This window comes from Streptomyces sp. NPDC004721 (assembly GCF_053601495.1).
Genome location: NZ_JBSGBZ010000005.1, coordinates 125,114 through 150,249, shown reverse-complemented (window position 1 = coordinate 150,249; position 25,136 = coordinate 125,114). Strand labels below are relative to the sequence as shown.

General features: G+C 70.5%; 21 protein-coding genes. 4 read left to right on the top strand and 17 right to left on the bottom strand.

The annotated features are described in order from the left end of the window. Positions 1–5 precede the first annotated feature (5 nt). Positions 6–491 (top strand): transglycosylase SLT domain-containing protein, encoded by a 486-nt coding sequence (locus ACWEK3_RS06205; RefSeq protein ID WP_390725187.1) that lies wholly within the window; start codon positions 6–8, stop codon positions 489–491. 83 nt (positions 492–574) lie between these two features. On the opposite strand, the gene ACWEK3_RS06200 is transcribed toward ACWEK3_RS06205, so the two are convergent. The 3 genes from ACWEK3_RS06200 to ACWEK3_RS06190 form a co-directional block, all read right to left on the bottom strand. Continuing rightward, entirely contained in the window at positions 575–1,378 is an 804-nt protein-coding gene (locus tag ACWEK3_RS06200; protein WP_453249057.1) for an HAD family hydrolase, read from the bottom strand. A gap of 135 nt (positions 1,379–1,513) precedes the next feature. After that, positions 1,514–2,716, bottom strand: a complete 1,203-nt coding sequence (locus ACWEK3_RS06195; protein ID WP_450540666.1) for an FAD-dependent oxidoreductase — start codon at positions 2,714–2,716, stop codon at positions 1,514–1,516. Positions 2,717–2,802: 86 nt separating this feature from the next. Then, on the bottom strand, positions 2,803–4,041 hold the full coding sequence (locus ACWEK3_RS06190; RefSeq protein ID WP_453249056.1) for a carboxylate--amine ligase: 1,239 nt from the start codon (positions 4,039–4,041) through the stop codon (positions 2,803–2,805). A gap of 214 nt (positions 4,042–4,255) precedes the next feature. On the opposite strand from ACWEK3_RS06190, the gene fahA reads away from it, so the two are divergent. Then, entirely contained in the window at positions 4,256–5,467 is a 1,212-nt protein-coding gene (gene fahA / locus ACWEK3_RS06185) for a fumarylacetoacetase (RefSeq protein WP_450540663.1), read from the top strand. 186 nt (positions 5,468–5,653) lie between these two features. Further along, a complete protein-coding gene (locus ACWEK3_RS06180) occupies positions 5,654–6,592 on the top strand; it encodes a M56 family metallopeptidase (RefSeq protein WP_384432385.1) in 939 nt (312 codons plus the stop codon). A 35-nt stretch (positions 6,593–6,627) separates the two neighbouring features. Here the strand turns inward: ACWEK3_RS06180 and recQ are convergent, their stop codons facing one another. Beyond that, positions 6,628–8,628, bottom strand: a complete 2,001-nt coding sequence (gene recQ / locus ACWEK3_RS06175) for a DNA helicase RecQ (protein WP_453249081.1) — start codon at positions 8,626–8,628, stop codon at positions 6,628–6,630. 195 nt (positions 8,629–8,823) lie between these two features. Between recQ and ACWEK3_RS06170 the strand changes: the two genes are divergently transcribed. Further along, positions 8,824–9,426: a Uma2 family endonuclease gene (locus ACWEK3_RS06170; protein ID WP_450540661.1), complete on the top strand. Its 603-nt coding sequence runs from the start codon at positions 8,824–8,826 to the stop codon at positions 9,424–9,426. Positions 9,427–9,491: 65 nt separating this feature from the next. Here the strand turns inward: ACWEK3_RS06170 and nuoN are convergent, their stop codons facing one another. Genes nuoN through ACWEK3_RS06105 form a run of 13 tightly spaced genes read right to left on the bottom strand, consistent with a single transcriptional unit; the run spans position 9,492 to position 25,124 of the window. Next, positions 9,492–11,141, bottom strand: a complete 1,650-nt coding sequence (nuoN, locus tag ACWEK3_RS06165; protein WP_453249055.1) for an NADH-quinone oxidoreductase subunit NuoN — start codon at positions 11,139–11,141, stop codon at positions 9,492–9,494. After that, positions 11,138–12,709 (bottom strand): NADH-quinone oxidoreductase subunit M, encoded by a 1,572-nt coding sequence (locus tag ACWEK3_RS06160; RefSeq protein ID WP_453249054.1) that lies wholly within the window; start codon positions 12,707–12,709, stop codon positions 11,138–11,140. The genes nuoN and ACWEK3_RS06160 overlap by 4 nt, the downstream gene beginning before the upstream one ends. Positions 12,710–12,714: 5 nt before the next feature. Beyond that, positions 12,715–14,628 carry an NADH-quinone oxidoreductase subunit L gene (gene nuoL / locus ACWEK3_RS06155; RefSeq protein WP_384428753.1) on the bottom strand — a complete coding sequence of 638 codons (1,914 nt, stop codon included), beginning with the start codon at positions 14,626–14,628 and terminating at the stop codon, positions 12,715–12,717. Positions 14,629–14,643: 15 nt separating this feature from the next. Continuing rightward, positions 14,644–14,943: an NADH-quinone oxidoreductase subunit NuoK gene (gene nuoK / locus ACWEK3_RS06150; RefSeq protein ID WP_100569676.1), complete on the bottom strand. Its 300-nt coding sequence runs from the start codon at positions 14,941–14,943 to the stop codon at positions 14,644–14,646. After that, positions 14,940–15,782, bottom strand: coding sequence for an NADH-quinone oxidoreductase subunit J (locus ACWEK3_RS06145; protein WP_450540656.1), 843 nt, complete (start codon positions 15,780–15,782; stop codon positions 14,940–14,942). Before ACWEK3_RS06145 ends, nuoK begins: the two co-directional genes overlap by 4 nt. Continuing rightward, positions 15,779–16,408: an NADH-quinone oxidoreductase subunit NuoI gene (gene nuoI / locus ACWEK3_RS06140; RefSeq protein WP_453249053.1), complete on the bottom strand. Its 630-nt coding sequence runs from the start codon at positions 16,406–16,408 to the stop codon at positions 15,779–15,781. The genes ACWEK3_RS06145 and nuoI overlap by 4 nt, the downstream gene beginning before the upstream one ends. Beyond that, a complete protein-coding gene (gene nuoH / locus ACWEK3_RS06135; protein ID WP_361418133.1) occupies positions 16,401–17,765 on the bottom strand; it encodes an NADH-quinone oxidoreductase subunit NuoH in 1,365 nt (454 codons plus the stop codon). The genes nuoI and nuoH overlap by 8 nt, the downstream gene beginning before the upstream one ends. Beyond that, on the bottom strand, positions 17,762–20,266 hold the full coding sequence (locus ACWEK3_RS06130) for an NADH-quinone oxidoreductase subunit G (RefSeq protein WP_450540651.1): 2,505 nt from the start codon (positions 20,264–20,266) through the stop codon (positions 17,762–17,764). Before ACWEK3_RS06130 ends, nuoH begins: the two co-directional genes overlap by 4 nt. Next, complete coding sequence (gene nuoF, locus ACWEK3_RS06125) at positions 20,263–21,609, bottom strand: NADH-quinone oxidoreductase subunit NuoF (protein ID WP_361418139.1); 1,347 nt, start codon at positions 21,607–21,609, stop codon at positions 20,263–20,265. The genes ACWEK3_RS06130 and nuoF overlap by 4 nt, the downstream gene beginning before the upstream one ends. Continuing rightward, positions 21,606–22,478, bottom strand: a complete 873-nt coding sequence (gene nuoE, locus ACWEK3_RS06120; protein ID WP_450540649.1) for an NADH-quinone oxidoreductase subunit NuoE — start codon at positions 22,476–22,478, stop codon at positions 21,606–21,608. Before nuoE ends, nuoF begins: the two co-directional genes overlap by 4 nt. After that, positions 22,475–23,806 (bottom strand): NADH-quinone oxidoreductase subunit D, encoded by a 1,332-nt coding sequence (locus tag ACWEK3_RS06115; protein ID WP_361418145.1) that lies wholly within the window; start codon positions 23,804–23,806, stop codon positions 22,475–22,477. The genes nuoE and ACWEK3_RS06115 overlap by 4 nt, the downstream gene beginning before the upstream one ends. Then, a complete protein-coding gene (locus ACWEK3_RS06110) occupies positions 23,803–24,573 on the bottom strand; it encodes an NADH-quinone oxidoreductase subunit C (RefSeq protein ID WP_361418147.1) in 771 nt (256 codons plus the stop codon). The genes ACWEK3_RS06115 and ACWEK3_RS06110 overlap by 4 nt, the downstream gene beginning before the upstream one ends. Then, a complete protein-coding gene (locus ACWEK3_RS06105; RefSeq protein ID WP_009190037.1) occupies positions 24,570–25,124 on the bottom strand; it encodes a NuoB/complex I 20 kDa subunit family protein in 555 nt (184 codons plus the stop codon). Before ACWEK3_RS06105 ends, ACWEK3_RS06110 begins: the two co-directional genes overlap by 4 nt. Positions 25,125–25,136: the final 12 nt, after the last annotated feature.

The window sequence follows — 25,136 nt, the reverse complement described above, 5'->3', positions numbered from 1 at the left end:
CCCCCATGCCTGCAAACGGTCAGCGCCGCTCTACCCGCACCGCCCGCCTCATCCGCACCCTCGCCGTCACCGGCACGGGCGCAGCCGTCCTCGCCGTGCCGCTGCTCGGCGCCACGACCGCGTCCGCGGCAACTCCGGCCACCGTCCGGACGGCCGCGAGCTTCGGTTACTCGAACAACCTCGACGGCTGGATCCGGGCCTCCCTGGCGGTCATGGCGGAGAAGGGCATCCCGGGCTCCTACAACGGGATCCACCGCAACATCATCCGCGAGTCCTCCGGCAACCCGCGCGCCATCAACCTCTGGGACTCCAACGCCAGGAAGGGCATCCCGTCCAAGGGTCTGCTCCAGGTCATCGACCCGACCTTCCGGGCTTACCACGTGAACGGCACGTCCTGGGACATCTACGACCCGATCGCCAACATCACGGCCGCCTGCAACTACGCGGCCAAGCGGTACGGCTCCATCGACAACGTCTTCGGCGCGTACTGACCGGACCGTAGCCGGACCACACACCGGCTAGCGCTGTGACCGGAAAGGTCTGCCGGAGCCGGTGAACCTTTCCGGTCGCAGCACTAGACAAAAAGTCGTTCGAGGACGACGGCGATGCCGTCGTCCTCGTTCGACATCGTGACCTCGTCGGCCACCGCCTTCAGCTCGGGGTGGGCGTTGGCCATGGCGACCCCCCGGGCGGCCCACTGGAACATCGGGATGTCGTTCGGCATGTCGCCGAAGGCGAGGGCGCTCTCGCGGCCCAGTCCCAGGTGTTCGGCGGCCAGCGCCAGCCCGGTCGCCTTGGTGATGCCGCACGGCTGGAGTTCGACGGTCCCGGGGCCCGACATGGTGACCGTGGCGAGGGAACCCACCGCGCCGCGGGCCGCCGCCGCCAGCTCGTCGTCGGACAGCGCCGGGTGACGCAGCAGCACCTTGCTGATGGGCGCGCGCCACAGGTCGTCGCGCCGTTCGACCCGTACGGCGGGCAGCGCCGGGTGCGGCATGAGATACCCCGGCTCGATGAGCGTGAGCCCCTCGACCCCGTCCTGGTCGACCGCGACGTGCACCTCCCCCACCTCGGCCTCGATCTTGCCGAGCGCGGTCTCGGCCTGCTCCCGGTCCAGGGTGACCGACCACAGCAGGCGGTCGCTGCCCGCGTCGTAGAGCTGGGCGCCCTGACCGCACACCGCGAGCCCCGTGGTGCCGAGGACGTCGAGCAGTTCCCGCACCCTCGGTGCCGGCCGTCCGGTCACCACGAGGTGCCGGGCACCGGCGGCCGCCGCCCCCGCGAGCGCGGCGAGGGACCGTTCGGACACGGTGTGGTCGCCGCGCAGCAGCGTTCCGTCCAGGTCAGTGGCGATGAGGGTATATGTGAGGGCGGCCATGATCAGAGAATACGGATGGCGCGGCCCGCCGACTCGACCGGAACCGGACGACCGCGACGGCCACCGGGCTCCCGGCTCCCTCTCCTGAACTCCCTTACCTGTGAGAGCTCTTCGACACCGCAGGCGAGGTGGGTCTCAACCGTGCGCCGCCGCAAGGTGTGCGGCCAGCCGCGGCGAGGCGAACTCCGTGCCGCACACGAACCGCATCACCGGCCCGTACGAGGCCGCCGCCGGCAACCCCGTGAAGTACAGGCCGGGTACCGAGGAGACGTAACCCGCGCCGAGCCTCGGGGCGCCGCGGCTGACCGCGAGCCCGGTGCGCAGCTCGTGGCCGAGGAAGCCCATCGCGGCGATGTCGACGCGGTAGCCGGTGGCCGCTATGACGTGGTCCGCCTCCAGTTCCCGGCTCTCGCCCGCGAGGGTGCGCACCGTCAGTACCGGACGCCCGCCCGTGACGTCGGCGCGCACGATGCCGCTCACCTCGTGGACCGGCACCGCCGACTCGAAGCGCTCGCGCAGCCACCAGGCGCCGAGCGGGCCGAGGACCCGGCGCACCAGATGGTGGCGGACCCCGGCCGGGAGGTACCGGAAGGGCTGCGGGTAGTAGCTCAGCGCCCACAGCGACCAGGCGCGGCCGAAGGGCGACTCGGGCCGGAACCTCGGCTGCTCCCAGGGCGGGGCGCCGAAGGCGACCGAGCCGCGGCCCCGCGCCACCACCCGCACCCGCGCGCCGGCCTTTGCCGCGAGCACCGCCGTCTCCAGCGCGGACTGGCCGGCCCCGACGACGATCAGCTCCTTCCCGGCGAACCGGCCGAGGTCGTGGTGCTGGGAGCTGTGCGAGAGCGGCCCGGTGGGCGTGGGGCCGTCCGGCGCCGCAGTGGCCAGCTCGGGTGGCAGATGGGCCAGTCCCGACAAGCCCGTCGCCACCACGACCGCCCGGGCGGTGAACTGCTCCCCGGAGTCCGGCTTCAGCTCGAAGCCGCCGTCCGGCCGCCGGTCGACCGACACCACCCGCACTCGCTCCAGCTCGGGCACCAGCCTGCGCTGGAACCACTCGCCGTAGGCGATGAAGGTCTCCACCGGGATGATGTCCTCGTCGGTCACCAGCGGTCCGATGCCGGCCGCGGCGCAGTAGTCGGCGAGAGTGTGGCCGCGCTGCGGGCAGTCGATGCCAGAGGCGGCCGGGGTCGACTTCAGCAGCATTCCGGCGGGCATGTGGTCGCGCCAGGCGACCATGGGCTCGCCGAAGACGCGGACCGGGATGCCCCGGGCGCGCAGATGGGCGGCGGTGGACAGGCCGAACGGCCCGGCACCGATGACTGCCACCGGTTGGTTCACGAAGTCCTCCCCAGGACGTGCTCACGTCACTTCGTGGGCCGGCTCGGACGGCGGGACGTGCCGCCCGCATACGGTCGCGCTCTGCCCTAACCGGTCGTGCCGCCGCGGCGGTTGGTCCGCCACAGCTGATGGAGGTGCCGGGCGCCCGGCCGCACGAAGCGGGCGAGCATCGTGAGGAACGGCATCGGGTCGTCACCCGCGAGCCAGGCCAGCTCCGTGCCGCTCGCCCTCGCCGGCGCGTGCGGCGTGGTGTAGCCGCTGCGGCGGTAGGCGAGCAGGGCGGGCAGGTCGATGTTCTCCACGACGTACCGGTGGCCGGCGCGCTGCTTGCCCTCCGGGACGGGGCGGCCGGTCAGGTCGAGGTGCATGGCACGGACGACGTCCACGCCCGACTCGCTCTCGAAGAGCCGGAACTGCGCGCCCATGCGCGGATTGAAGTCAAGCAGCTTGTACTGCCCGTCGCGCCGGTCGAAACGCAGGTCGAGGTCGACGATGCCGGTGAAGCCGATCTGCTTGATGAACCGCGCGGCGAGGTCGGCGAGTTCCGGGTTGTCGACGACGTACGCGTTCGCCGTCATGCCCGCGTGCGGCGGCCAGGAGCGGACCTTGACGCCGGTGAACATCGCGAGCGGGGCCGAGTGCTGGTCGAAGTAGGCGTGCACGATCCAGTCCTCGGCCTGCTCCCTCGGCAGATACTCCTGGAGGATCACGCCCGGCCGCTCGCCCCAGTCCCGGGCCAGGGCCAGCAGTCCCTCACGGCTGTTGATCCTCGTGGTGCCGTTCACCGCGGGGCTGCTGCGCCGGACGAACGCCTCGCGGTTCTTGGCCACCACCGGGAAGCGGGTCTTCTCGGCGAACGCCACGATGTCGTCGTACGACTCCGGGAAGGCAGCCGTGGGGCTCGGGATGCCGTGCTCCACGCACAGTTCGTGCAGGCCCTGCTTGCTGGCCAGGCGGCGCGGCAGGCCGGGGGCGACGGGCGGAAAGAGGAAGCGGCCCTTGAGTTCGTCCTGGTGCTCGGCGATCAGGACGGCGGCCTCCTCGTCGGTGGGCACCAGGACCGTGGGCCGGCCGATGCGGCGGCCGATCCGCAGCAGACCCTCCACCAGACGGTCCGCGCCCTCCGTGCCCCTGGTCGGCCAGACGAACGCGCGTTTGAGATAACGGGAGGAGGCCGCCGGTGTGTAGGCGTCCTCGGTGATCGCGTACATCGGCACGCCCAGACGGCCGAGGCTGCGGATCGCGCCCACCCCGCCGTGGTGCAGCGGGTAGTCGCCGAACTTCACGATCAGGCCCGGGACCTCACGGTCGGCCCGGAAAGGCACACTGACGGCATTCCTGGCCACGGGTCCCCCCACGTGTCCCCCCTATGGAGCGGACCCACCCCGTCCGCGCCCCCAGAGGACGCTAAGCCGGAATTGCCCCCTCCCACAAGGCCAATTCGGACATTGCAAACTCTTTAGACACTGCCCAAGACATGCGACGCCCCCGTAACGTGTGGCCCGACCACATGGAATTCCGGAAAGGAAGGCAGTACCCATGCCCCCCTTCGAGGTCCCCGAGGGCGACCCCTTCGGTCCGCACAACCTTCCCTACGGCGTCTTCTCCCGCGCCGGGTCGCCGGAGAGGACCGTGGGCGTCCGGCTCGGCGACCACGTGCTCGACGCGGGGGCGGCGGCGCGGGCCCTCGGTTCGCCGTACGCCGGGCTGCTCGCGCGGCCGACCCTGAACCCGCTGCTGGCCGCGGGCCGCACCGCGTGGTCCGACGTGCGGCGCGCGCTGACGTCGTGGGTGACGGTGCCGGCCCACCAGGAGACCGTCGCGCCCTTCCTGCACCCGCTGTCCTCGGTGACCCTGCACCTCCCCTTCGAGGTCGCGGACTACGTCGACTTCTACGCCTCGGAGAACCACGCCCGGAACGTGGGGCAGATCTTCCGCCCGGACGCCGAGGACTCGCTGACCCCCAACTGGAAGCACCTGCCAATCGGTTACCACGGCCGCTCCGGCACGGTGGTGGTCTCCGGCACGGACGTGGTGCGCCCGTCGGGCCAGCGGAAGGCTCCCACGGACCCCGCGCCGGTGTTCGGCCCCTCGGTCCGCCTGGACATCGAGGCGGAGGTCGGCTTCGTGGTGGGCGCGCCCTCACGGATGGGGCAGCCGGTCGCGCTCGGCGACTTCCGCGAGCACGTCTTCGGGCTGTGCCTGCTGAACGACTGGTCGGCGCGCGACATCCAGGCCTGGGAGTACGTCCCGCTCGGGCCGTTCCTCGGCAAGTCCTTCGCCACGTCGGTGTCGGCGTGGATCACCCCGCTGGACGCGCTGGAGGAGGCACGGGTGGCCCCGCCGCGGCGCACGCACCCGCTGCTGCCCTACCTCGACGACTCCGCGGACGAGCCCGGCGGTTACGACCTGCGGATCTCCGTCGCGATCAACGGCCACGTGGTGTCCGAGCCGCCCTTCTCCACCATGTACTGGACGGCCGCACAGCAGCTCGCCCACATGACGGTCAACGGCGCGTCCCTGCGCACGGGCGACCTGTACGGCTCGGGCACGGTGAGCGGACCCGCCGAGCACGAGCGCGGCTCGCTGCTGGAGCTGACCTGGAACGGCCGGGAGCCGCTGGAACTCCCCGACGGCAAGCGGGCGTTCCTGGAGGACGGCGACGTGGTGACGCTCTCGGCCTGGGCGCCGGGCGCGAACGGCACGCGGCTGGGCCTCGGGGAGGTGACGGGGCGGATCGTCTCGGGCTGAGCGGAGGCCCTGCGGCCCTTCCCACGCCGGGGATTTGGTGGTGGCGGACCCCTGACTCCCGGTGCCCGTGGCCGTCATACTGGCGGCAGGCCGTGCGCGCCCGGCGCGCCGGCCGGCCGCACAGCACCGCTCCACCGCACGACCCCGACACCCGCCCACCTCCGACGAGGATCCGGAGTCCGAGGCATGACCGCCTGCCTGCTCCTGCTGAGCGCCGTCGCGCTGACGCTCGCCGTGCCGGTCCCCCGCGTGCTGGCCCGGGCGGGGTGGCCCGAACGGGAGCCCGTCGTCGCGCTGTGGGTGTGGCAGTGCCTGGTCGCCACCGTCCTGCTGTGCTGTCTCGCGGGGCTCGTGCTGGGCACCGCGGCCGTCTTCAGTACCGTTCACGACCGGGTCTTCGCCCCCGCGCCGCCGGCCGTGACAGCCGCCTACGACTCGTCGGTGGCGCCGGTCTGGGCCGCCGGCCTCACCCTGCTGCTGGCCGGCGGCGCCGCCTGGACCACTGCGATGCTCGCCCGCGAGCTCGTCGAGGCCCGCCGCCGGCGCGGCCTGGCCCGCGCGCACCTGCGCGAACGCGCCCCCGATCTGCCCGCGGGCCTTCCGGCGGCCCGCGGACCGCTGCTGGTGCTGGAGGACGAGTACCCCGACGCCTGGTGGATGCCCGGTCACCCACCCCAGCTCGTCGTCACCACCGGCGCCCTGCACCGGCTCACCGGCCACCAGCTCGACGCCGTCCTCGCGCACGAACGCGGCCACGCCCGCGCCCACCACGACTGGCTGCTGCACCTGTCGACCGCGCTGGCGACCGGCTTTCCGCGCATCCCGCTGTTCACGCACTTCTGCGAGCAGACCCACCGCCTGGTCGAACTGGCCGCCGACGACACGGCCTCCCGCCGCCACGGCCACCTCACCACGGCCCTCGCGCTGATCGAGCTCAACCAGCACCGCGGGGTGCTGTCCTGCGCCTCCAGCAACCGGCTGCTGAGCGAGCGGGTCGACCGCCTGCTGGAGCCGCCGCCGCGGCTGGACCGCAGGCGCCGGGCGCTGACCACGGCGGTCGCCGCCCTGGTGCCGCTGCTCCCGCTCCTGATCACGTTCGCCCCGGGCCTGACGGCGCTGGGCTGAGCAGCGGGCCCGTCGCCGTGACCGGCGCGGACCGCCTATATCCAGTCGTCCGGTTCCGGCTCGGGCAGGTCCTCCACCGGCTCCGGCTCACCCCCGCCGGCCGTCCCGGTCCCGGCCGTTCCTGAGCCGGCCGTCCCCGTGTCGGCCGTGGCGTCGCCGGACGGGCCGGCCAGCGACTCCAGCACCCCGAGCACGCCCTCCCCGTACGTCGCCAGCTTCTTCTCGCCGACGCCGCCGACCGTGCCGAGCTGTGCCACGGACGTCGGCCAGATCGTGACGATCTCCCGGAGCGTGGCGTCGTGGAAGATGACGTACGCCGGGACGCCCTGCTCGCGGGCCTGTTCGGCGCGCCAGGCGCGCAGGGCCTCGAAGGCGGGAAGCAGTTCCTCGGGCAGCTCGGCCGCCGCCGCCCTGGGCTTGCGGTCGTCCCGGGCCGCCGAAGCCCGCGACGCGGCCGGCTTCTTCGGCTCCTTGCGCAGCGGCACCTCCCGCTCTCTCCGCAGCACCGACCCGCTGCTGTCGGTCAGCACCAGCGTGCCGTACTCGCCCTCCACCGCGAGCAGCCCCTGCGCCAGCAACTGCCGTACGACACCCCGCCATTCGCCCTCGGTGAGCTCGTCCCCGATGCCGAACACGGACAGCTGGTCGTGGTCGAACTGGATCACCTTGCCGGTGCGCTTGCCGAGCAGGATGTCGATGATCTGGCCCGCGCCGAACTTCTGCCCCCGCTCCCGCTTCAGCCGCACCACCGTCGACAGCACCTTCTGGGCCGCGATCGTGCCGTCCCAGGTCTCGGGCGGGGTCAGGCAGGTGTCGCAGTTTCCGCAGCCGGCCGCGCCCGGTTCCTGGCCGAAGTAGGCGAGGAGCTGGCCTCGGCGGCACCGGGCCGTCTCGCACAGGGCGAGCATCGCGTCCAGGTGGGCCTGGGCCCGGCGGCGGAACGCCTCGTCGCCCTCACCGGACTGGATGAGCTTGCGCTGCTGCACGACGTCGTTCAGGCCGTAGGCCATCCAGGCCGTCGACGGCAGGCCGTCCCGGCCCGCGCGGCCCGTCTCCTGGTAGTAGCCCTCCACGGACTTGGGCAGGTCCAGGTGGGCGACGAACCGGACGTCGGGCTTGTCGATGCCCATGCCGAAGGCGATGGTGGCGACCACGACCAGGCCGTCCTCGCGCAGGAAGCGGGACTGGTGCGCCGCGCGGGTGCCCGCGTCCAGGCCCGCGTGGTACGGCACCGCCTCGACGCCGTTGCGGGTGAGGAACTCGGCCGTCTTCTCCACCGAGTTGCGCGACAGGCAGTACACGATGCCCGCGTCGCCCGGATACTCCTGGCGCAGGAAGGTCAGCAGCTGCTTCTTGGCGTCGGCCTTGGGCACGATCCGGTACTGGATGTTGGGCCGGTCGAAGCTGGCCACGAAGTGCCGGGCCCGCGGCATGTTCAGCCGCTGGGTGATCTCCTGGTGCGTGGCGTGGGTGGCCGTCGCGGTGAGCGCGATCCGCGGCACGTCCGGCCAGCGCTCGCCCAGCAGAGACAGCGCCAGGTAGTCGGGGCGGAAGTCGTGGCCCCACTGGGACACGCAGTGCGCCTCGTCGATGGCGAAGACGGAGATCTTGCCGCGGGAGAGCAGGTCGAGCGTGGTGTCCAGGCGCAGCCGCTCCGGTGCCAGGTAGAGCAGGTCGAGCTCGCCGGCCAGGAACTCCGCCTCGACCACCCGGCGCTCGTCGAAGTCCTGCGTGGAGTTCACGAACCCGGCGCGCACGCCCAGCGCCCGCAGCGCGTCCACCTGGTCCTGCATCAGCGCGATGAGCGGCGACACCACGACGCCCGTACCGGGCCTGACCAGGGACGGAAGCTGGTAGCACAGCGACTTGCCGCCACCGGTGGGCATGAGCACGACGGCGTCGCCGCCCGCCACCACATGCTCGACGACCGCTTCCTGCTCGCCCCGGAATTCCTCGTACCCGAAGACCCGGCGCAGCGTCGCCAGCGCCTCGCTCTCCGTCACTGACATGTCGGTGACACCATCCGTCCCGCCCATCGCCTCGTCCCCCACACTCACTCCTCGACCACTGCCTCCACGATAGGGGCCCCCGCGGACACCCCCGGACTTGTCCACAGGCCGGTCCTGTAACCCCCGGTCAACGACACGAAGTCGTTCACACGTACGCAGGAGACTCGTCCGTATCCGGCCGACGGTGTGCACGAACCGGCGAGACTGCCTCCTGTGGGAGCGATGAACGCCGCACCGAAGGCCTCCAAGCCCGCCTGGCCGGTCCCCCCTGAGGGCGGATGGACCGCTGATGACCTGGACCGCCTTCCGAACCTGCCGGCACATACCCAGCTGATCGACGCGAGTCTGGTCTTTCCGTGCCCGCACTCGGTTTTCCACGAGCGCGCGATGAGCTTCCTCGGCCGGGAACTCGACAGCGCCGCGCCGCCCGAGCTCGAGGCGCTCTGCAGGTTCACCGTCGACATCCACCGGCAGAACAGACCCGAACCGGACGTGGCCGTGGTACGGAGGGACGCCCTGGTCAGCCACGACCAGACCCGAGTCTCGGCGACGGCTGTCGTGCTGGTCGTCGAGGTCGTCGGACCGGATTCCGTCTCCCGGGACCGCGAGACCAAGCCGCTGAAGTACGCGCGGGCGAGGATCCCCCACTACTGGCGGGTGGAGAACGAGAACGGCCGCGCCGCGGTGCACTCGTTCGAACTGGAGCCCACCACCGGCGCCTACACCAGCACCGGCATCCACCGGGAGCGGATGAAGACGGTCGTCCCGTTCCCGGTGGATCTGGACCTGACGCGGATCAAGCCCCGCCTGGAAAAGGAGCAGTAGCCCACACACCGCTGCCCGGCGCCTCTCGCGGAGGTTCCGGGCAGCCGGGTGTGGTGCGGAGCGCCTCAGCGCACGAACACTCCCGCCTGGCTGGCCAGATCCAGGAAGTACTGCGGGGCCACGCCGAGGACCACCGTGACCGCCACGCCCACGCCAATCGCGGTCATCGTCAGCGGGGACGGCACCGCCACCGTCGGGCCCTCCGGATGGGGATCGCTGAAGAACATGAGCACGATGACGCGGATGTAGAAGAAGGCCGCGATCGCCGACGAGATCACACCGATCACGACCAGCGGCACCGCGCCGCCCTCGGCCGCCGCCTTGAACACCGCGAACTTCCCGGCGAAGCCGGAGGTCAGCGGGATGCCCGCGAAGGCCAGCAGGAACACCGCGAACACGGCCGCCACCAGCGGGGAACGCCGGCCCAGCCCCGCCCACTTGGACAGGTGCGTCGCCTCGCCGCCCGCGTCGCGCACCAGCGTGACCACGGCGAACGCGCCGATCGTCACGAAGGAGTACGCGGCCAGGTAGAACAGCACGGACGAGACGCCGTCCTTCGAGGTCGCGATGACACCGGCGAGGATGAAGCCCGCGTGCGCGATCGACGAGTACGCGAGCAGCCGCTTGATGTCGGTCTGCGTGATCGCGACGATCGCACCGCCCAGCATGGTGACGATCGCGACCCCCCACATGACCGGCCGCCAGTCCCACCGCATGCCCGGCAGCACGACGTACAGCAGCCGCAGCAGCGCGCCGAAGGCCGCCACCTTGGTCGCCGCCGCCATGAACCCGGTGACCGGGGTCGGAGCGCCCTGGTAGACGTCCGGCGTCCACATGTGGAACGGAATCGCGCCCACCTTGAACAGCAGGCCCATCACGATCATCGCGGCGCCGATGAGCAGCAGCGCGTCGTTGTCCATGGTGTTGGCGAGCGCCGGGTCGACGTTCGGCACGTTGCCGTCGACGACCTGCGCGATCCTGGCGTACGACACCGAGCCCGCGTACCCGTACAGCAGCGCGATGCCGAACAGGGTGAACGCGGAGGCGAAGGCGCCCAGCAGGAAGTACTTGACCGCGGCCTCCTGCGACATGAGCCGCTTGCGGCGGGCCAGCGCGCACAGGAGGTACAGCGGCAGGGAGAAGACCTCCAGGGCCACGAACAGGGTCAGCAGGTCGTTGGCCGAGGGGAACACCAGCATGCCGGCGACCGCGAAGAGGAGGAGCGGGAAGACCTCGGTGGTGGTGAAGCCGGCCTTGACCGCGGCCTTCTCGCTCTCGCTGCCCGGTACGGCCGCCGCCTGCGCGGCGAAGGAGTCGACGCGGTTGCCGTGCGCCGCCGGATCCAGTCGCCGCTCGGCGAAGGTGAACAGGGCGACCAGGCTCGCCAGCAGGATCGTGCCCTGGAGGAAGAGCGAGGGTCCGTCGACGGAGATGGCCCCCATGGCCGCGATGTGCGCCTTGGTGGTGCCGTATCCGTCCGCCGCGAGCGCGACGACCGCGGCGAACGCGGCGGCGAGCGCGACGACGGACACGAACACCTGCGCGTAGTAGCGCGACCTGCGCGGGACGAACGCCTCGATGAGCATTCCGACGATCGCCGCGCCCACGACGATCAGGGTGGGCGACAACTGCCCGTATTCGATCTTCGGCGCCTCGATCTTCGAGATCGGGTCGGCCGCGGTTGTCCACAGGCTGTGGACGGCTGCTCCGCTCACTTGGCCGCCTCCACTGCGGGCTTCGGGTCGGTCTTGTGTACGTCGGACATGGTCTGCTGGACCGCCGGGTTGACGATGTCCGTGACGGGCTTCGGATAGACGCCCAGGAAGATCAGCAGCACCACCAGCGGGGCCACGACCACCAGCTCCCGCACCCGCAGGTCCGGCATCGCCGAGACCTCCGGCTTCACGGGGCCGGTCATCGTCCGCTGGTACAGGACGAGCGTGTACAGCGCGGCGAGCACGATGCCGAAGGTGGCGACGATGCCGATCGCCGGGTAGCGCGTGAACGTGCCGACCAGGACCAGGAACTCACTGACGAAGGGCGCCAGTCCCGGCAGGGACAGGGTGGCGAGGCTGCCGATCAGGAACGTGCCGGCGAGCACCGGAGCGACCTTCTGCACACCGCCGTAGTCGGAGATGAGCCGGGAGCCGCGCCGGGAGATCAGGAAGCCGGCGATCAGCATGAGCACGGCCGTCGACAGGCCGTGGTTGACCATGTAGAGCGTCGCTCCGGACTGGCCCTGGCTGGTCATCGCGAAGATGCCCATGATGATGAAGCCGAAGTGCGAGATCGACGCGTACGCGATCAGGCGCTTGATGTCCCGCTGGCCCACCGCGAGCAGCGCCCCGTAGATGATGCTGATCAGGGCGAGGACGAGGATGGCCGGCGTGGCCCACTTGCTCGCCTCCGGGAACAGCTGGAGGCAGAAGCGGAGCATCGCGAAGGTGCCCACCTTGTCGACGACCGCGGTGATGAGGACGGCGACCGGCGCGGTCGACTCCTGCATCGCGTTGGGCAGCCAGGTGTGCAGCGGCCACAGCGGCGCCTTCACCGCGAAGGCGAAGAAGAAGCCGAGGAACAGCCAGCGTTCGACGTCGGTCGCCATGTGCAGCGAGCCGTTGGCGCGGGCCTGCGCGATCTCGGTGAGCGAGAAGCTCCCGGCGACCACGTACAGCCCGATCACCGCGGCCAGCATGATCAGACCGCCGGTCAGGTTGTAGAGCAGGAACTTCACCGCCGCGTACGACCGCTGGGTCGACGCCGCCTCCTCGCCGTGCTCGTGGGCACGGTCCCCGAAGCCGCCGATGAGGAAGTACATCGGGATCAGCATGGCTTCGAAGAAGATGTAGAAGAGGAAGACGTCGGTGGCCTCGAAGGAGATGATCACCATCGCCTCGACGGCCAGGATCAGCGCGAAGAAGCCCTGTGTCGGCCGCCAGCGGCGGCTTCCGGTCTCCAGCGGGTCGGCGTCGTGCCAGCCGGCCAGGATCACGAACGGGATGAGCAGGGCGGTCAGCCCGACCAGCGCCACCCCGATGCCGTCGACGCCCAGTTCGTACCTGACGCCGAAGGACGCGATCCAGGAGTGGGACTCGGTGAGCTGGTAACGGGCGCCGCCCGCGTCGAAGCGGACCAGGACGGTGACGGCCAGCGCGAGCGTGGCCAGCGAGGCGACCAGCGCGAGCCACTTCGCGGCGGTGCGCCGGGCGGCCGGCACGGCGGCCGTGGCGATGGCCCCGAGTGCCGGGAGCACCGCCGTCGCTGTCAGCAGAGGAAAGGACATCGGTATCAGACCGCCCTCATCAGCAGGGTCGCGGCGACCAGCAGTGCCGCACCGCCGAACATCGAGACCGCGTAGGAGCGCGCGAAGCCGTTCTGCAGCCGGCGCATCCGCCCGGACAGGCCGCCGACCGAGGCCGCCGTGCCGTTGACGACTCCGTCGACCAGGGTGTGGTCGACGTAGACCAGGGACCGCGTGAGGTGCTCGCCGCCGCGGACCAGGACGATGTGGTTGAAGTCGTCCTGGAGCAGGTCCCGCCGGGCGGCCCGGGTGAGCAGCGAGCCGCGCGGTGCGACGGCCGGGACCGGCTTGCGGCCGTACTGGGCCCAGGCGATGGCCACGCCGACGATCAGGCACACCATCGTCGCGCCGGTGACCGTCCACGCGCTGAGCGGCGAGTTGCCCTCGCTGTGCCCGGTGACCGGCTCCAGCCAGTGCAGGAAGCGGTCGCCGATGCTGAAGAACGCGCCGCCCAGGACCGAGCCGACGGCCAGCACGATCATCGGGATCGTCATGGCCCTGGGAGACTCGTGCGGGTGCGGCTCGTTGCCGTTCTCGTCGGGCTGCCAGCGCTTCTCGCCGAAGAACGTCATCAGCATCACCCGCGTCATGTAGAACGCCGTGATGGCCGCGCCCAGCAGGGCCGCGCCGCCGAGGATCCAGCCCTCGGCGCCGCCCTTGGCGAAGGCCGCCTCGATGATCTTGTCCTTGGAGAAGAAGCCGGACAGGCCCGGGAAGCCGATGATGGCGAGGTAGCCGAGGCCGAAGGTGATGAAGGTGACCGGCATGTACGCGCGCAGCCCGCCGTACTTGCGCATGTCCACCTCGTCGTTCATGCCGTGCATGACCGAACCGGCGCCGAGGAACAGCCCGGCCTTGAAGAAGCCGTGCGTCACCAGGTGCATGATCGCGAAGACGTAGCCGATGGGGCCGAGGCCCGCGGCCAGCACCATGTAGCCGATCTGCGACATGGTCGAGCCGGCCAGCGCCTTCTTGATGTCGTCCTTCGCACAACCGACGATCGCACCGAACAGCAGCGTGACCGCGCCGACGACGGTGACCACCAGCTGCGCGTCGGGCGCCGCGTTGAAGATCGCCGCGGAGCGGACGATGAGGTAGACGCCCGCCGTCACCATGGTCGCGGCGTGGATGAGGGCCGAGACCGGGGTCGGGCCCTCCATCGCGTCCCCGAGCCAGGACTGCAGCGGCACCTGGGCGGACTTGCCGCACGCGGCGAGCAGCAGCATCAGCGCGATGGCGGTGAGCTTGCCCTCGGTGGCGCCGCCCACGAGACCGGGTTCGGCGTGGGTGCCGAGCAGCGGGCCGAAGGCGAAGGTCCCGAACGTCGCGAACATCAGCATGATCGCGATGGACAGGCCCATGTCGCCGACCCGGTTGACCAGGAAGGCCTTCTTCGCCGCGGTCGCCGCGCTGGGCTTGTGCTGCCAGAAGCCGATCAGCAGGTAGGAGGCGAGACCGACGCCCTCCCAGCCGACATACAGCAGCAGGTAGTTGTCGGCGAGGACGAGCACCAGCATCGCCGCGAGGAACAGGTTGAGGTAGCCGAAGAAGCGGCGGCGCCGCTCGTCGTGCTCCATGTACGCGACCGAGTACAGGTGGATCAGCGAGCCGACACCGGTGATCAGCAGGACGAACGTCATCGACAGCTGGTCGAGACGGAACGTGACGTCCGCCTGGAAGCCGGACACCGGGATCCAGCTGAACAGGTGCTGGGTGAGGGTCCGTTGGTCGGCGCTTCTGCCGAGCAGGTCGGCGAAGAGGACCAGGCCGATCACGAAGGAGACGGCCGCGAGCAGGGTGCCGAGCCAGTGGCCGACGGCGTCGAGCCGCCGACCGCCGACCAGGAGGACGGCCGCTCCGAGCAGGGGCGCCGCGATCAGCAGCGCAATCAGGTTCTCCACGATTCTTCCGACCCCTTACAGCTTCATCAGGCTGGCGTCGTCGACCGAGGCCGAGTGACGGGAACGGAACACCGACACGATGATCGCGAGCCCGACCACGACCTCCGCCGCGGCGACGACCATCGTGAAGAACGCGATGATCTGGCCGTCGAGGTTGCCGTGCATCCGCGAGAAGGTGACGAGCGCGAGGTTGCAGGCGTTCAGCATCAACTCGATGCACATGAAGACCACGATGGCGTTGCGCCGGATCAGCACGCCGGTGGCGCCGATCGTGAACAGCAGGGCGGCGAGATAGAGGTAGTTCACAGGGTTCACTTCGACGCCTCCTCGGGCCGCTTGAAGGCCGTCGGCTCGATCGCGGTGCGCTCCAGGCGTTCCGCGGCGCGCTGCTCCAGGGCCTTGAGGTCGTTGAGTGCCTCGGCCGAGACGTCACGGATCTGCCCGCGCTCGCGCAGCGTCTTGCTGACGGTGAGCTCGGACGGGGTGCCGTCGGGCAGCAGTCCGGCGATGTCCACGGCGTTGTGCCGGGCGTAGACGCCGGGCGCCGGCAGCGGCGGTACGTGCCGTCCCTCGCGCACGCGCTGCTCGGCCAGCTCGCGCTGGGTCCTGGCCCGCTCGGTGCGCTCCCGGTGGGTGAGCACCATGGCGCCGACGGTGGCCGTGATCAGCAGCGCGCCGGTGAGTTCGAAGGCGAAGACGTAGCGGGTGAACAGGAGGGAGGCCAGGCCCTCCACGTTGCCGCCCGCGTTGGCCTTGCCGGTGCCGTTGAACTCCTTCAGGGAGGCGTTGGCGATGCCCGCGATCAGCAGGATGCCGAAGCCGAGCCCGCACAGCAGAGCCAGCCAGCGCTGGCCCTTGATGGTCTCCTTCAGGGAGTCCGCCGCGGTCACGCCGACGAGCATCACCACGAACAGGAACAGCATCATGATCGCGCCGGTGTAGACGACGATCTGCACGATGCCCAGGAAGTAGGCGCCGTTGGTGAGGTAGAAGATCGCCAGGACGATCATGGTGGCGGCCAGGCACAGCGCGCTGTGCACGGCCCTCTTCATGAAGACGGTGCACAGGGCGCCGAGCACCGCGACGGTGCCGAGCACCCAGAACTGGAAGGCCTCTCCGGTGGAGGTGGAGTAGGCGGCGAGCTGCGCGCTCATGCGTCAGCCCCCTGTTCTTCCGCCGCGTCCGAAGGGCCTGCCATCTGGCCCTGTTCGCCCTTGGAGACCGCGACCTGGCGCACCGTGCCGGGCGCGGCCTCCGTCACCAGGCCCCGGTAGTAGTCGTGCTCGTCCGTCCCCGGGTAGATGGCGTGCGGTGTGTCGACCATGCCCTCTTCGAGACCGGCGAGCAGCTGCTCCTTGGTGTAGATGAGGTTGGCGCGGCTGGAGTCGGCCAGTTCGAACTCGTTGGTCATCGTCAGCGCGCGCGTGGGACACGCCTCGATGCACAGGCCGCACAGGATGCAGCGGGCGTAGTTGATCTGGTAGACGCGGCCGTACCGCTCGCCCGGCGAGTAGCGCTCCTCGTCGGTGTTGTCGGCGCCCTCCACGTAGATGGCGTCGGCGGGGCAGGCCCAGGCGCACAGCTCGCAGCCGACGCACTTCTCCAGGCCGTCCGGATGGCGGTTGAGCTGGTGCCGTCCGTGGAAGCGCGGAGCCGTGGTCTTCTGCTGCTCCGGGTACTGCTCGGTCAGCCGCTTCTTGAACATGGCCTTGAAGGTCACGCCGAAGCCGGCGACGGGGTTCAGGAAACCGGGTTTGGTCTCCTTGGGCTCCTCAGCCATCGGACGCCTCCTTTCCATCCAGAGGTCCGTCACTGGCAGTGTCCGACCCGCCACTGACAATCAACTCCCGCTCGCGGCGCGAGCGGCGCCGCGGCACCGGCGGCAGCTCCTGCCCCGGCAGCGGCGGTACGGGGAATCCGCCGGCCATCGCGTCGAAGGCGGCCGGCTCGGCCTCGGGCTGCTCGGCGGTCTTCGTCCGCTGACGGAACATGTCGGCGACGAAGGACAGGACCAGCACCGTCAGTACGGCACCGACGACATAGAGGGCGATGTCGGCGAAGCCGTAGTTCTCGTTGCGCAGGACCCGGACGGTCGCGACGAGCATCAGCCAGACCACGGAGACCGGGATGAGGACCTTCCAGCCGAGCTTCATCAGCTGGTCGTAGCGGACCCGCGGGAGCGTGCCGCGCAGCCAGATGAAGAAGAACAGCAACAGCTGGACCTTGATCACGAACCAGAGCAGCGGCCACCAGCCGTGGTTGGCGCCCTCCCAGAAGGTGCTGATCGGCCAGGGGGCCCGCCAGCCGCCCAGGAAGAGCGTGGTCGACACCGCGGAGACCGTCACCATGTTCACGTACTCGGCGAGCATGAACATCGCGAACTTGATCGACGAGTACTCGGTGTTGAAGCCGCCGACCAGGTCGCCCTCGGACTCCGGCATGTCGAACGGCGCGCGGTTGGTCTCCCCGACCATCGTGACGATGTAGAGGATGAAGGAGACCGGCAGCAGCAGGATGTACCAGCGGTCGTGCTGCTGCTCGACGATCGTCGACGTCGACATCGAGCCCGAGTACAGGAAGACCGAGGCGAACGCGGCGCCCATGGCGATCTCGTAGGAGATCATCTGCGCGCAGGACCGCAGTCCGCCCAGGAGCGGGTAGGTCGATCCGGAGCTCCAGCCCGCCAGCACGATGCCGTAGATGCCGACGGAGGCGACCGCGAGGATGTAGAGCATCGCGATCGGCAGGTCGGTCAGTTGCATCGCGGTGCGGTGGCCGAAGATCGAGATCTCGTTGTTCGCCGGTCCGAAGGGGATCACGGCGATCGCCATGAAGGCCGGGATGGCCGCGACGATCGGCGCGAGGACGTAGACCACCTTGTCCGCGCGCTTGACGACGACGTCCTCCTTGAGCATGAGCTTCACGCCGTCGGCGAGCGACTGGAGCATGCCCCAGGGCCCATTCCGGTTGGGGCCGACGCGCAGCTGCATCCAGGCGACGACCTTGCGCTCCCAGACGATGGAGAACAGCACCGTCACCATCAGGAAGGCGAAGCAGAACACCGCCTTGACGACGACCAGCCACCAGGGATCGGTGCCGAACATCGACAGGTTCTCAGCGGCGAGGTACGGACTCATGCCTCCACCTCCTTGGGGGCCTCGGTCGAGGACGTCGCCGGGCCGATGCGGACGAGGGAGCCGGGCAGCGCCCCGGTGTCGGAGGCGACGCCCCCGCCGACGGAGTTCAGCGGGAGCCACACCACCCGGTCGGGCATCTCGGTGATCTCCAGCGGGAGTTCGACCGTGCCGGCGGGACCGGTCACGGCGAGCGCGGCGGAGTCCGCGACGCCCGCCTCGGCGGCCGTGGCGGCCGACACGCGTGCGCGTGCGGCGTGCCGGGTCCCGGCCAGCGCCTCGTCGCCCTCCTGCAGGACACCCTGGTCGAGCAGCAGCCGGTGACCCGCGAGCAGAGCCTCCCCGGCGGCCGGGCGCGGCGTCGCGCCCGCGCTGTGCACCGGGTCGTCGGCGCGCGGTCCGGTCCAGGCACCCAGCCGGTCCAGTTCCGCGCGCACGGTCCGCAGGTCCGGCAGGCCCAGGTGGACGTCCATGGCGTCGGCCAGCATCTGCAGCACGCGCGCGTCGGTGGGCGACAGGGTGCGCGTCATCTGCTCCGGCTTGAGCGCGGCCTCGAAGAAGCGGACCCTGCCCTCCCAGTTGAGGAAGGTGCCGGCCTTCTCGGCGACGGCGGCGACGGGCAGGACGACGTCCGCGTGTTCGGTGACCTCGCTGGGCCGCAGCTCGAGCGACACCACGAAACCCGCCTCGGAGAGGGCCGCACGCGCGCGTGCCGGATCGGGCAGGTCGGCGACCTCCACTCCGGCGACGAGCAGGGCCTGGAGCTGGCCCGCGGCCACGGCCTCGACGATCTGCCCGGTGTCGCGGCCGTAGCGGTGCGGGAGTTCGGCGACGCCCCAGAGCGCGGCGACCTCCTCCCGCGCACGCGGGTCGGTGGCCGGACGCCCGCCCGGCAGCAGCGACGGCAGCGCGCCGGCCTCGACGGCACCGCGCTCACCGGCCCGGCGCGGGATCCACACCAGCTGTGCGCCGGTCGCGGCGGCGGCCCGTACGGCGGCGGTCGGGCCGCCGGCCACCCCGGCGAGCCGCTCGCCGACGACGATGACCGAGCCCTCGGCCCGCAGGGCCTCGGCGGCCCGGGTGCCGTCGTCCTCCAGTCCGACGCCGCCCGCCAGCGCGTCCAGCCACTCGTTCTCGGTGCCCGGCGCGGCCGGCAGCAGGGTGCCGCCCGCCTTCTCCAGGCCCCGCGTGGCGTGCGTGGCCAGTGCGAACACCTTCTGCCCGTGCTTGCGCCAGGCCTTGCGCAGCCGGAGGAAGACGCCGGGTGCCTCCTCCTCGGACTCGAACCCGACGAGCAGCACGGCGGGCGCCTTCTCCAGCGCGGTGTACGTGACACCGCTGCCGTCGAGGTCCCGGCCGCGGCCGGCGATCCGGGAGGCGAGGAAGTCGGCCTCCTCGGCGCTGTGCACGCGCGCGCGGAAGTCGATGTCGTTGGTGTCCAGCGCCACGCGCGCGAACTTGCAGTAGGCGTAGGCGTCCTCGACGGTGAGCCGACCGCCGGTGAGGACACCGGTCCGCCCGCGGGAGGCGAGCAGGCCCTGGGCGGCGATCTCCAGTGCCTCCGGCCAGGACGCCGACACCAGCTCGCCCTCGGGGTTGCGCACCAGGGGCGTGGTCAGCCGGTCCTTCATCTGCGCGTACCGGAACGCGAAGCGCCCCTTGTCGCAGATCCACTCCTCGTTGACCTCGGGGTCGTTGGCGGCGAGCCGCCGCATGACCTTGCCGCGCCGGTGGTCGGTGCGGGTGGCGCAGCCGCCCGAGCAGTGCTCGCACACCGACGGCGAGGAGACCAGGTCGAACGGGCGGGAGCGGAAGCGGTACGCCGCCGAGGTGAGCGCCCCGACGGGGCAGATCTGGATGGTGTTGCCGGAGAAGTACGACTCGAAGGGGTCGCCCTCGCCGGTGCCGACCTGCTGGAGCGCGCCCCGCTCGATCAGCTCGATCATCGGGTCGCCGGCGACCTGGTTGGAGAACCGGGTGCAGCGGGCGCACAGCACGCACCGCTCCCGGTCGAGCAGCACCTGTGTGGAGATCGGCACGGGCTTCTCGTAGGTCCGCTTCCTGCCCTCGAAGCGGGATTCGGCGTTGCCGTGCGACATGGCCTGGTTCTGCAGCGGGCACTCGCCGCCCTTGTCGCAGACCGGGCAGTCCAGCGGGTGGTTGATGAGCAGCAGCTCCATCACACCGTGCTGGGCCTTCTCGGCGACCGGCGAGGTGAGCTGGGTCTTGACGACCATCCCGTCCGTGCAGGTGATCGTGCAGGAGGCCATCGGCTTGCGCTGGCCCTCGACCTCGACGATGCACTGGCGGCAGGCGCCGGCCGGGTCGAGGAGGGGGTGGTCGCAGAACCGGGGGATCTCGATGCCGAGCTCTTCGGCGGCCCGGATGACCAGGGTGCCCTTGGGCACGCTGATCTCGGCCCCGTCGATCGTCAGCGTCACGAGATCTTCCGGCGGGACCGCCGCCTCTCCCCCGCCCGCGGGAGCGTTGGTGGTCACGGTCATGGGTTCACCTCCGTGCGATCGGCCCAGGCCGTGGACTTGGCCGGGTCGAAGGGGCAGCCCCGGCCCGTGATGTGCTGCTCGTACTCCTCGCGGAAGAACTTCAGGGAGGAGAAGATCGGGGAAGCGGCACCGTCACCGAGGGCGCAGAAGGACTTGCCGTTGATGTTGTCGGCGATGTCGTTCAGCTTGTCGAGGTCGGACATGACGCCCTTGCCGGCCTCGATGTCCCGCATCAACTGCACCAGCCAGTACGTTCCTTCACGGCACGGCGTGCACTTGCCGCAGGACTCGTGGGCATAGAACTCGGTCCACCGGGTCACCGCCCGCACCACGCAGGTCGTCTCGTCGAAGCACTGGAGGGCCTTGGTGCCGAGCATCGAGCCCGCGGCGCCCACGCCCTCGTAGTCGAGCGGCACGTCGAGGTGCTCGTCGGTGAACATCGGCGTCGAGGAGCCGCCCGGCGTCCAGAACTTCAGCCGGTGCCCGGGGCGCATGCCGCCGCTCATGTCGAGCAGCTGACGCAGCGTGATGCCGAGCGGGGCCTCGTACTGGCCGGGGTTGGCGACATGGCCGCTGAGCGAGTACAGCGTGAAGCCGGGGGACTTCTCGCTGCCCATCGACCGGAACCAGTCCTTGCCGTTGTGCAGGATCGCGGGAACCGACGCGATGGACTCGACGTTGTTCACCACAGTCGGGCACGCGTAGAGGCCCGCGACGGCGGGGAAGGGAGGACGCAGCCGCGGTTGACCACGGCGGCCTTCGAGCGAGTCCAGCAGCGCGGTCTCCTCACCGCAGATGTACGCGCCGGCGCCGGCGTGCACGGTGAGGTCGAGGTCGAGGCCGCTGCCCAGGATGTTCTCGCCGAGGTAGCCGGCCGCGTAGGCCTCGCGCACGGCCTCGTGCAACCGCCGCAGTACGGGGACGACTTCACCCCGCAGATAGATGAAGGCATGCGACGACCTGATGGCGTAGCACGCGATGACGATGCCCTCGATGAGGCTGTGCGGGTTCGCGAAGAGGAGCGGGATGTCCTTGCAGGTCCCGGGCTCCGATTCGTCGGCGTTGACAACAAGATAGTGCGGCTTGCCGTCGCCCTGGGGAATGAACTGCCACTTCATTCCCGTGGGGAACCCCGCGCCGCCGCGGCCGCGCAGACCGGAGTCCTTGACGTACGCGATCACGTCGTCCGGCGACATGGCGAGCGCCTTGCGGAGTCCCTCGTACCCCTCGTGCCTCCGGTACACGTCCAGCGTCCAGGACCTGTCCTCGTCCCAGAAGGCCGACAGCACGGGTACGAGAAGCTTCTCGGGGCTGCTCTCGTCGATTTCCGGTGCCAAGGTCATCCCTCCCCCTCCTCTCCGACGTCTCCGACGGGTCCCTGCGGATGGGACGGATCGGAGGCCGATGTGGCCTGCGGCGCGTCGTGCGAGCTCAGGTGCTCGGCCGGCGACGGCTGGTGCACGGCCGCGTCCTGCGGTCCGCCGTCGCGCGGGTGGACCACGCGCGCGGGTGCGGCCTCCCCCTTGGCCAGGCGGAGGCCCACCAGCGAGGCGGGTCCCGCGCTGCCGCCGGCCTCCGTCGCCCCTTCGCGCTCGTCGGGGAAGCCCGCCAGGATCCGGGCGGTCTCCTTGAACGTGCACAGGGGCGCGCCGCGCGTGGGCGTCACCGGCCGTCCCGCGCGCAGGTCGTCGACCATGCGCTTGACGCTCGCCGGGTTCTGGTTGTCGAAGAACTCCCAGTTGACCATCACGACCGGCGCGTAGTCGCAGGCCGCGTTGCACTCGATGTGCTCCAGCGTGACCTTGCCGTCGTCGGTGGTCTCGCCGTTGCCGACGCCGAGGTGCTCCTGGAGAGCCTCGAAGATGGCGTCGCCGCCCATCACGGCGCACAGGGTGTTGGTGCAGACGCCCACCTGGTAGTCACCCGACGGCTTGCGCCGGTACATGGTGTAGAAGGTGGCGACCGCGGTGACCTCGGCCGTGGTCAGGCCGAGCACGTCCGCGCAGAACCGCATTCCGGTGCGCGTGACGTGGCCCTCCTCCGACTGCACCAGGTGCAGCAGCGGAAGGAGAGCGGACCGGGAGTCCGGGTAGCGGGCGATGATCTCGCGCGCGTCCCGCTCGAGCCGGGTGCGGACGTCGTCCGGGTAGTCGGGCGCGGGCAGTTCGGGCATGCCCAGGCTGACGCCCTGCTCCGAAGAACTGGTGGTCACCGGTCGACGCCTCCCATCACGGGGTCGATGGACGCGACGGCGACGATGACGTCGGCGACCTGGCCGCCCTCGCACATCGCCGCCATCGCCTGAAGGTTGGTGAAGGACGGGTCCCGGAAGTGGACCCGGTACGGGCGGGTGCCTCCGTCGGAGACGACGTGCACCCCGAGTTCGCCCTTGGGCGACTCGACCGCCGCGTACGCCTGCCCCGGCGGGACGCGGAAGCCCTCGGTGACCAGCTTGAAGTGGTGGATCAGGGCCTCCATGGAGGTGCCCATGATCTTCTTGATGTGGTCGAGGGAGTTGCCGAGTCCGTCCGGTCCCAGGGCGAGCTGCGCGGGCCAGGCGATCTTCTTGTCGGCGACCATGACCGGGCCCGGCTCCAGCCGGTCCAGGCACTGCTCGACGATCCTGAGCGACTGGCGCATCTCCTCCAGGCGGATCAGGAAGCGGCCGTAGGAGTCGCAGGTGTCGGCGGTCGGGATGTCGAAGTCGTACGTCTCGTAGCCGCAGTAGGGCTGCGTCTTGCGCAGGTCGTGCGGCAGGCCGGTGGAACGCAGGATCGGGCCGGTGGCGCCGAGGGCCATGCAGCCGGCCAGGTCGAGGTAGCCGACGTCCTGCATACGGGCCTTGAAGATGGGGTTCCCGGTGGCGAGCTTGTCGTACTCCGGGAGGTTCTTCGTCATCTTCTTCACGAACTCGCGGATCTGGTCCACCGCGCCGGGCGGCAGGTCCTGGGCGAGTCCGCCGGGCCGGATGTACGCGTGGTTCATCCGCAGGCCCGTGATGAGCTCGTAGAGGTCGAGAATCATTTCACGATCACGGAATCCGTAGATCATGATCGTGGTGGCGCCCAGTTCCATACCGCCGGTGGCGATGCACACCAGGTGGGAGGAGAGCCGGTTCAGCTCCATCAGGAGTACCCGGATGATCTTGGCGCGCTCGGTGATCTGGTCCTCGATGCCGAGGAGTTTCTCGACGGCGAGGCAGTAGGCGGTCTCGTTGAAGAAGGACGTCAGGTAGTCCATGCGCGTGACGAAGGTGGTGCCCTGCGTCCACGTGCGGTATTCGAGGTTCTTCTCGATGCCGGTGTGCAGATAGCCGATGCCGCAGCGGGCCTCGGTGACCGTCTCGCCGTCGATCTCCAGGATCAGCCGGAGCACGCCGTGGGTGGACGGGTGCTGGGGGCCCATGTTGACGACGATGCGCTCGTCGTCGGCGCGGGCCGCGGACCGGGCGACCTCGTCCCAGTCGCCACCGGTGACCGTGTAGACCGTGCCCTCGGTGGTCTCGCGCGCGGAGGCCGACGACGGGGTGTGCGTGCTCATGAGTACGACCTCCGCTGGTCCGGAGCCGGGATCTGGGCGCCCTTGTACTCGACGGGGATGCCGCCGAGGGGGTAGTCCTTGCGCTGCGGATGGCCCTGCCAGTCGTCCGGCATCATGATCCGCGTCAGGGCCGGGTGGCCGTCGAAGACGATCCCGAAGAAGTCGTACGTCTCGCGCTCGTGCCAGTCGTTGGTCGGGTAGACGGGGACCAGCGACGGGATGTGCGGGTCGGCGTCGGGGGCGCTGACCTCCAGGCGGACCAGCCGGTTGTGGGTGATCGAGCGCAGGTGGTACACGGCGTGCAGCTCGCGGCCCTTGTCGTGCGGGTAGTGGACACCGCTGACGCCGGTGCACAACTCGAAGCGCAGGGCGGGGTCGTCGCGCAGGGTGCGGGCGACGCGCACCAGGTGCTCGCGTTCGATGTGGAAGGTCAGTTCGCCGCGGTCGACGACCGTCTTCTCGATCGCGTTCTCCGGGAGGAGGCCCTGCTCCTCCAGCGCGCCCTCGAGTTCGTCGGCGATCTCGTCGAAGCATCCGCCCGGGCCGCCGTAGGGACGGCTCGCCGGTCCCGGGAGCCGGACCGAGCGGACCAGGCCGCCGTATCCGGAGGTGTCGCCGCCGTTGTTGGCCCCGAACATGCCGCGCTGGACGCGGATCTCCTCGCCGCCCTGGCCGCGCTGGCCGGGGAGGTTGTCGGCGGACAGGTCCTTCTCGGGGTTCACCCCGTTCGCGGACCCGTTGACGTCCTTGCCGTGTCCGTCGCTCATCGCAGCAGCCCCTTCATCTCGATCGTGGGCAGGGCCTTGAGCGCGGCCTCCTCCGCCTCGCGGGCGGCCTCCTCGGCGTTCACGCCGAGCTTGGTGGACTGGATCTTCTGGTGCAGCTTGAGGATCGCGTCCATCAACATCTCGGGCCGCGGCGGACAGCCCGGCAGGTAGATGTCGACCGGGACGATGTGGTCGACGCCCTGGACGATCGCGTAGTTGTTGAACATGCCGCCCGAGGAGGCGCACACGCCCATCGAGATCACCCACTTGGGGTTGGGCATCTGGTCGTAGACCTGCCGGAGGACCGGCGCCATCTTCTGGCTGACCCGGCCGGCCACGATCATCAGGTCCGCCTGACGGGGCGAACCGCGGAAGACCTCCATGCCGAAGCGCGCCAGGTCGTAGCGGCCGGCGCCGGTGGTCATCATCTCGATCGCGCAGCAGGCGAGGCCGAAGGTGGCCGGAAAGACGGACGCCTTGCGCACCCAGCCCGCGGCCTGCTCGACGGTGGTCAGCAGGAAGCCGCTCGGCAGCTTTTCTTCGAGTCCCATGTCGTTAAAGGC

What these genes read in the sequence shown, in the direction of transcription:
- ACWEK3_RS06205 (WP_390725187.1), top strand. Translation starts at nt 6, where the DNA reads ATGCCTGCAAACGGTCAGCGCCGCTCTACCCGCACCGCCCGCCTCATC.
- ACWEK3_RS06200 (WP_453249057.1), bottom strand. Translation starts at nt 1,378, where the DNA reads ATGGCCGCCCTCACATATACCCTCATCGCCACTGACCTGGACGGAACG.
- fahA (WP_450540663.1), top strand. Translation starts at nt 4,256, where the DNA reads ATGCCCCCCTTCGAGGTCCCCGAGGGCGACCCCTTCGGTCCGCACAAC.
- ACWEK3_RS06180 (WP_384432385.1), top strand. Translation starts at nt 5,654, where the DNA reads ATGACCGCCTGCCTGCTCCTGCTGAGCGCCGTCGCGCTGACGCTCGCC.
- recQ (WP_453249081.1), bottom strand. Translation starts at nt 8,628, where the DNA reads ATGGGCGGGACGGATGGTGTCACCGACATGTCAGTGACGGAGAGCGAG.
- ACWEK3_RS06170 (WP_450540661.1), top strand. Translation starts at nt 8,824, where the DNA reads ATGAACGCCGCACCGAAGGCCTCCAAGCCCGCCTGGCCGGTCCCCCCT.
- ACWEK3_RS06160 (WP_453249054.1), bottom strand. Translation starts at nt 12,709, where the DNA reads ATGTCCTTTCCTCTGCTGACAGCGACGGCGGTGCTCCCGGCACTCGGG.
- ACWEK3_RS06145 (WP_450540656.1), bottom strand. Translation starts at nt 15,782, where the DNA reads ATGAGCGCGCAGCTCGCCGCCTACTCCACCTCCACCGGAGAGGCCTTC.
- nuoI (WP_453249053.1), bottom strand. Translation starts at nt 16,408, where the DNA reads ATGGCTGAGGAGCCCAAGGAGACCAAACCCGGTTTCCTGAACCCCGTC.
- nuoH (WP_361418133.1), bottom strand. Translation starts at nt 17,765, where the DNA reads ATGAGTCCGTACCTCGCCGCTGAGAACCTGTCGATGTTCGGCACCGAT.
- ACWEK3_RS06130 (WP_450540651.1), bottom strand. Translation starts at nt 20,266, where the DNA reads ATGACCGTGACCACCAACGCTCCCGCGGGCGGGGGAGAGGCGGCGGTC.
- nuoF (WP_361418139.1), bottom strand. Translation starts at nt 21,609, where the DNA reads ATGACCTTGGCACCGGAAATCGACGAGAGCAGCCCCGAGAAGCTTCTC.
- ACWEK3_RS06115 (WP_361418145.1), bottom strand. Translation starts at nt 23,806, where the DNA reads ATGAGCACGCACACCCCGTCGTCGGCCTCCGCGCGCGAGACCACCGAG.
- ACWEK3_RS06110 (WP_361418147.1), bottom strand. Translation starts at nt 24,573, where the DNA reads ATGAGCGACGGACACGGCAAGGACGTCAACGGGTCCGCGAACGGGGTG.
- ACWEK3_RS06105 (WP_009190037.1), bottom strand. Translation starts at nt 25,124, where the DNA reads ATGGGACTCGAAGAAAAGCTGCCGAGCGGCTTCCTGCTGACCACCGTC.